This window comes from Leptospira venezuelensis, from assembly GCF_002150035.1.
GTDB classification, from domain to species: Bacteria; Spirochaetota; Leptospiria; order Leptospirales; family Leptospiraceae; genus Leptospira_B; species Leptospira_B venezuelensis.
Genome location: NZ_NETS01000009.1, coordinates 1 through 7201, shown reverse-complemented (window position 1 = coordinate 7201; position 7201 = coordinate 1). Strand labels below are relative to the sequence as shown.

The window sequence follows — 7201 nt, the reverse complement described above, 5'->3', positions numbered from 1 at the left end:
TCCCATTCTTTCGTAAAACTATAGTCTACCTCTAAGAATAGAAATTCTGTTTCCGCAAGATTTACAAATTCTTCGTGCGATGGTCTTACTATAGGTTTTTTCATTTAATATGTTTATGGCGCACAACGACCAAGGTGTTCCGACGTTTGCGATGGCGCGAGACTTGCTTAGCAAGACGAGTGACAGAAGCAAATGTGGCGAAGCCCGAGTGAGTGGTCGCGTTAGCGATCCACGAACGGAGCGGAAGCACCGACAGTTAGACGCCGTGCTTTTTGCTAAAAAGAGTACTCACTAATAAAGCTTCTCACTTTCTTTTCATTGAAGTTTAGATTATTCTTCTGATAAAAAACGATTAGATTATAATGATAAGAGTTAAAATGAATCTTAGGGATCAGCGAGTCAAGAATCTCTAGAAGATTCCGCCTGTCATTTGCACCTACATTTTTATAAATTTTGCTAAGCATCCAATAATCTGAATTAGAAAGAAATTCCTGATTAAACAATTCACTCAAGACTCGATATTTTAAATGGGGCAAAATTTTATCAAAATCCAGTGAAACAATTTTTTTAAGAACAGAAAAGCTGCGAAATTCAACTTCATCATCCTTGCGTTTATAATATATTTCTATTCCTTTATTAATCAATTCTTCATTTTCTTTGTCTGCCAGTAAGTCAAAGATATCAAACGCCCAATAATCATTAAATTCCTGCATATCCGGAAATTCTTTTACCTTACTTGAATTTATTATTAGATCCATTTTAAAGAGGTCCTTAGATGCTTCAAAGAGAATCCTCTTAGCAATTTCTTCGGAGTTAGCAAATATTAATTGGTCATCGGCATAACGCAGATATTTTGCTCCGTACTTTTTGCAAAGATTGAAAATCTTCTCATCATATTCCTGAAGATAGAAATTGGCGAGTATTCTGGAGCAATCTCCAATTTCATCTTGCGGCAAACCTATATTCTTACTTACATAGCCTTCAATTTTCTTATTCCAACTAAAAAGGAAATGAGAAAGAAGTTCGGCGTAGAATCTTTTTGCGAACGGCGTAATTAGGAATATTTTTCTAATTAGCAAATTTAGATTAATACTATTATAAAAATTTGCAATATCATATTTAATAATATATTTATATTCTCCACTTCTACTAAATGAATAAGCTTTTTTTTGAAATTCTTGCCAATTCTGCATCCATAGAAACGGATTAAATGAGCTTGGCATTGCGTAATCATTCAAATAGATTTCTTCTTCATTTTCCTTTAGCCTAAGTTGATTACCAAGCGTCCATCCTCCGTAAGTTCCTTCTACCCTATTTACAGCGATCTCAGCTTCGAGCATTTTAATTACGAAGTAATATAAACAATAGTCTCGAGCTGAGAATGTAGGAATAATTCTAGCCACGTAGTTATGCTTATTAGCGATTATATATTCCCTTGGCTTTTGAGGATGATACGTATGATCCTTAATTGAATAATATAGATCTCGAATTAATTCGTTAAACTGAATATTTTCGGAAGGCGTAACAATGCTTTCCTTCAATTTTCTTTTAAATGAACTCGGAAAAACTTTATGAAAACTAAATAGATCAATATTCATTGGGAAAGTTAGAAAGCATGGCGTCTAACGGTCTAGGTGCTCCGACGTTCGCAACGGCGCGAGTTTGCGCATGCAAACGAAGTGACGGAAGCGAATGTGGCGAAGCCCGAGCGAGTGGTCGCGAAAGCGATCTACGAGCGGAGCGGAGGCACCGCAAGTTATCCGACGTTTCAGACACTATTACTAATAATTTTACACCCTGCGAAGCGAAAGAATTTAGTGTGACAAAATCTGTCCGCCTCTCAACGCTATCATCAAACACCACAAGCCGCACTAAATGAAAAGCCGGAATCGAAAGATGCACTTCAAAATATGGCGGCTATTAGAAAAAAGCAGCTAATTAATTTCCAAGCAACCAATCGTTCAAATTTAACGAACGAACAACTCGAAATTAATAAACAAACAAAAAAACAAATTCTGGATGAAATGTTCGGATAACGACCAAGGTGCTCCGACGTTCGCAACGGCACGAGTTTGCTTATGCAAACGAAGTGACGGACGCGAATGTGCCGAAGGCCGAGCGAGCGGGTTGCGTTAGCAAGCTCCGAGCGGAGCGGAGGCACCGTAAGTTATCCGACGTTTCAGACACTATTACTAAAAATTATACACACTGCGAAGCGAAAGAATTTAGTATAACAAACTTTGTCCGCCTCTCAACGCTATCAACAAAAACCACAAGCCGCACGAAATGAAAAGCCTGAATCTTAAGATGCACTTCAAAATATGGCGGCTATTAGGAAATAGGAGCTAATTAATTACCAAGTAACCTTCTGCTCAAATTTAACTAATGAAAACTCTCAAAATTGAAAAATAAACAAAAAACAAATTTTGGCTGAAATGTTCGGATAACGACCGAGGTGCTCCGACGTTCGCAACGGCACGAGTTTGCACATGCAAACGAAGTGACGGACGCGAATGTGCCGAAGGCCGAGCGAAAGGTGCGAAGCAGCCTTGAGCGGAGCGGAGGCACCGGAAGTTATCCGACGTTTCAGACACTATTACTAAATATTTTAGACTCTGCGAAGCGAAAGAATTTAGTATAACAAAATCTGTCCGCCTCTCTACGCTATCATCAAACAACAAAAGCCGCACGGAATGAAAAACCCGAATCGTAAGATGCACTTCAAAGTATGGCGGCTATTAGTAAAAAGAAGCTAATTAATTTCCAAGCAACCAATCGTTCAAATTTAACGAAAGAACAACTCGAAATTCAGAATTAAAAAAATAACAAATTCTGGATGAAATGTTCGGATAACGACCAAGGCTTGACGACGTTTCGCGAGTGTGCAAGCACTTGGCATGAGGCTTGCCCTGCAAGAAGAGTGACAAAGCGAAATGTGCCGAAGGCCGAGCGAGAGTTGCGAAGCAATCTCGAAGCGAAGCGTCAGAGCCGACAGTTAGGCGATGCTGTGACCTACCTACTATCTTTTCGAATTGAAAAATGTAAAATTAGAGCAGATACACTTGAGATTAAAAATGCCAGAATAGAAATGCTAATTCCAAAGAAATAAAGTAAATAACTAAACATTTTAACATTTTCTAAGTCTTCTCTACTCTCAGAATCAACTGTGACCATATATTCTGCTGAATATTTATTCTTTAGATACGGAAGAAATTCAAAATATAAAACTAAATCCCAGCATATAAAGATTAAAGTTAAAACAATTAGAAATTTCTTTATTAGAATCTTTTTTGTCTCACTAAACCAAGTAAATCCTATTTGAAAAAACATGATCAAAATTATACCAAATAAGAACAGGGTTTTTAATAAAAGTTCACTATGAATGTGCAAAAATAATATAAACAATAGCAACGGTGCAGTTAAACCAAAGTAAATTGCAGATATAATCACGGATAAAAAAGGATACTTTTTAAACATACTAATCTCATTTATTTATCGCTAAGAAAATCGTCATTATTATTTAACTTTGAATCCGTCACAGTTTCGCCTAACGACCAAGGTGTTCCGACGTTCGCAACGGCGCGAGTTTGCTCATGCAAACGAAGTGACGGACGCGAATGTGGCGTAGCCCGAGCGAGTGGGCGCTTTAGCGATCCACGAGCGGAGCGGAAGCACCGACAGTTAGGCGCCGTAAATTTTACTAAGCCTTAGGAATTTCTCGATCTTAATTTTCTTCCGCAGCGAGGGCAATAATTCGGACTTTTAACAGAAAGTGGAACTGCAATACCACAATTTCTACAAAGATTATCTTCAATTTTTTGATTAAGACGTTTCATCAAATAAATTATGATAATGAGCAGGAAGCTAGAAATAACTACTGTGAAAAATAAGTAGCGAATAGATTCAATAATACCTTCTATACCGTGAGCAAGTAACATCATTATCTTCTATATTGATTATTAGCGTTTCAGATATATTTTAGAAAACTCAAAAGAGATAGCAAAATTAATATTACACTAAATACTTCAAAGTTATTCGTAAGTAATAGTTTTAAATTGAGTTAGTTAAAACCCCTTACTTAATCCGTAAATCAGTATGGCATTCTGGACAGAATCTTGTTGGATAAGACTTTGGATCGCGCACATATCCGCATTTCAGACATACTTTCGATAGCCTGATCTTCGGAGGTATGAAAATAGTTAGATACACTATTAATCCAACAAATAGAGATATCCCAAGAATTGGTAAGATAAGTATGGAAATATCAGGTCCATGAGCAAGAATCAAATGTAAATACATTATTATTTTTTCAAAGGAAGAATTTCAATTTATGGCGCATAACGACCAAGGTTTGACGACGTTTCGCGAGTCCGTAAGGACTTGGCGCGAGGCTTGCTATGCAAGACGAGTGACAAAGCGGAATGTGCCGAAGGCCAAGCGAGAGTTGCGTAAGCAATCTCGAAGCGCAGCGTCAGAACCGAAAGTTAGGCGATGATCGATGCTATGTCAAATTAATCTTAATTCCTGGGTTACCAATTCCAGATAATTTTCTCATTTCTGACTCAAATCCAAAATGATTAAAGCAAATAAATTCGCGTACATTTTTATTCTTTAAAGTAAATTTATAAAAAATGGGTGAGATAGTAACTATGTGCCGATTGCTGTAGTTATATCTTACTTTATCAATCTCGACCACATCTCGCCATCGAATTTTTTTCAATGAAGGATCATAACTCAATCCAGACGAAATAACTATTCCTACCGCATCAACTTGAATGAATCTTATTTCTGAAATTGGTCCAAAAAGATAGAAAATTAAGATTGAACCAATGCAAGTGACTATGAAACAAAGATGAAGATTTATAGATCCAAATTCTTTGAATGAAGACAAGATAACGAATAATATAATTACATAAAAGAGAGATAATATATATTTATAGTAACCTCGATCAATAATTTCGAGCCTATAATATTCTGAAGATTTTACTTCTTTAAAGCTTCTTCCAATTATCTTATTTTTCATTCAAAATACATTTTGCATCGATTTTCGCCTAACGACCAAGGCTTGACGACGTTGGCGTGCTGAACGAAGTGAAGACAGGCATGAGAATTGCTCTGCAATTCGAATGACTGAGCCAATGTGCCGAAGGCCGAGCGAGAGTTGCGTTAGCGATCTCGAAGCGACGCGTCAGAGCCGACAGTTAGGCGGCGTGACAATTCTAACAATAAAGTTTTCTACTTCACCACTTTAATCCTAAGAGCATAAAACATAAACTTAAGACAGCAGCAAATTAGAAAATCGTATGTTACGCTTACTTTAGTCCATACTCTTTATTTAAATCTAAAATATAGTGACCGATAATTATATTTTTCGAATGATCGTTAACTAAAACCAAAAAAATGTTCTTATGGGCTTCAGCAGAAATGAGAATATGGTCATAATCATTATCCATTCTATAAATATTGCTTACTTCATGATTCGAGAATGAGATCCCCTTAAAATCATTTTTAGAGATCTCATCATAATATTCCCAAAAATTTGTAGTTATTCGATCATATCCTTCTTTAAGCTCAGCTGGGTTAGAGATAGATTTTCTAAATTCATTTTCTTTTAGTAATTTAATCATATTTTTGTCATGCCGCCTAACGACCAAGGTGCTCCGACGTTCGCAACGGCGCGAGTTTGCACATGCAAACGAAGTGACGGACGCGAATGTGCCGAAGGCCGAGCGAGCGGGTTGCGTTAGCAAGCCCCGAGCGGAGCGGAGGCACCGGAAGTTATCCGACGTTTCAGACACTATTACTAAAAATTTTAGACTCTGCGAAGCGAAAGAATTTAGTATAACAAAATCTACCCGCCTCTCTACGCTATCATCAAACAACAAAAGCCGCACGGAATGAAAAACCGGAATCGAAAGATGCACTTCAAAATCTGGCGGCTATTAGAAAAAAGAAGCTAGTTAATTTCCAAGCAACCAATCGTTCAAATTTAATGAATGACTTTCTCGAAATTAAAAAATAAACAAAAAACCAAATTCTGGATGAAATGTTCGGATAACGACCAAGGTGTTCCGACGTTTCGCGAGTGCGAAGCACTTGGCGCGAGGCTTGCTTTGCAAGGCGAGTGACAAAGCGAAATGTGGCGTAGCCCGAGCGAGAGTCGCGTTAGCGATCTCGAAGCGTAGCGGAAGCACCGTTAGTTAGACGCTGAAGCCCTTTAATACTTTAGCAATATTCTCAAAAGGAATTTTACCAGCAACAATACCAATTGTTAAATCGTAGAGTTTTTCATCTGGATCATCTAACTCTATTCCATTCAAATCTAAGAATACCAAAGATGCTGCCAAGGCAACGCGCTTATTCCCATCAAGGAAAGGATGGTTCTTGCAAAGATAAAATAAATAAGCTGCTGCTTTATCAAATAAATCCTTATGAAATTCTTGCTCTCCAAATCCAGCTAATGGCTGTGATATTGCCGATTCAAGGAGACCTTTATCTCGAATTCCATAAGATCCACCATATTCTTCTATTTGATTTGCATGAATATATAAAGTTTCTTCGAGTGTTAAATATCGAACGGTTAAGGGACTCATTCAGCGAGTCGCTTTAATGTCTTGCTATGTTTTTTATTAATTTTATCCAAAGAAGTTTCTATTCGATTATCAATTGGGGTGATTATTAAGCTTTTACCATCGGTCTTAATATCTAAGGAAGTATCAGAAGTAATACTTAAAAGCTCAAGAATAGGCTTTTCAATTATCAACGCAGAACTATTGCCATGCTGTATTAGCTTTTTAATCATAAAAACATCCGTCACAACAAAGTATATACAATAGTATTACGTCTGTCAAGGAGCATTTTCTAAATTTAATTATCAAACCCCACATTATCCATTTCATGGATTCAGAACAAATTTTAAGGGCTTTTGCGTCTAACGACCAAGGCTTGACGACGTTGGCGAGCTGAACGAAGTGAAGACAGGCACGAAAATTGCCTCTGCAATTTGAGTGACTGAGCCAATGTGCCGAAGGCCGAGCGAGAGTTGCGAAGCAATCTCGAAGCGCTGCGTCAGAGCCGACAGTTATACGCCGTGATGAGGCCTTGTTAATCTAAATATCCGCCAAAAACCCAAACCATACTAGTATAATTGTTAGAAACAGCACAAGAGGTGTACCAATCAAGATCTTGTTGAGCAAAATAC

Annotated in this window: 5 protein-coding genes; all 5 read right to left on the bottom strand. The window is 37.5% G+C overall.

The features are described from left to right. Positions 1–275 precede the first annotated feature (275 nt). The 5 genes from B1C82_RS07155 to B1C82_RS07115 all read right to left on the bottom strand — a co-directional run bounded on the left by B1C82_RS07155 (position 276) and on the right by B1C82_RS07115 (position 6802). Positions 276–1340, bottom strand: a complete 1065-nt coding sequence (locus B1C82_RS07155; protein ID WP_157894105.1) for a reverse transcriptase domain-containing protein — start codon at positions 1338–1340, stop codon at positions 276–278. Between the two features lie 3161 nt (positions 1341–4501). Further along, the gene (locus B1C82_RS07135; protein ID WP_086446931.1) at positions 4502–5023 is read right to left on the bottom strand and encodes a hypothetical protein; all 522 of its coding nucleotides are present in this window, start codon (positions 5021–5023) and stop codon (positions 4502–4504) included. A 289-nt stretch (positions 5024–5312) separates the two neighbouring features. After that, positions 5313–5627 (bottom strand): hypothetical protein, encoded by a 315-nt coding sequence (locus tag B1C82_RS07130; RefSeq protein WP_086446930.1) that lies wholly within the window; start codon positions 5625–5627, stop codon positions 5313–5315. A 573-nt stretch (positions 5628–6200) separates the two neighbouring features. Continuing rightward, complete coding sequence (locus B1C82_RS07120; protein WP_086446928.1) at positions 6201–6593, bottom strand: type II toxin-antitoxin system death-on-curing family toxin; 393 nt, start codon at positions 6591–6593, stop codon at positions 6201–6203. Next, positions 6590–6802 carry an AbrB/MazE/SpoVT family DNA-binding domain-containing protein gene (locus B1C82_RS07115; RefSeq protein WP_086446927.1) on the bottom strand — a complete coding sequence of 71 codons (213 nt, stop codon included), beginning with the start codon at positions 6800–6802 and terminating at the stop codon, positions 6590–6592. The genes B1C82_RS07120 and B1C82_RS07115 overlap by 4 nt, the downstream gene beginning before the upstream one ends. Between the last annotated feature and the right edge of the window lie 399 nt (positions 6803–7201).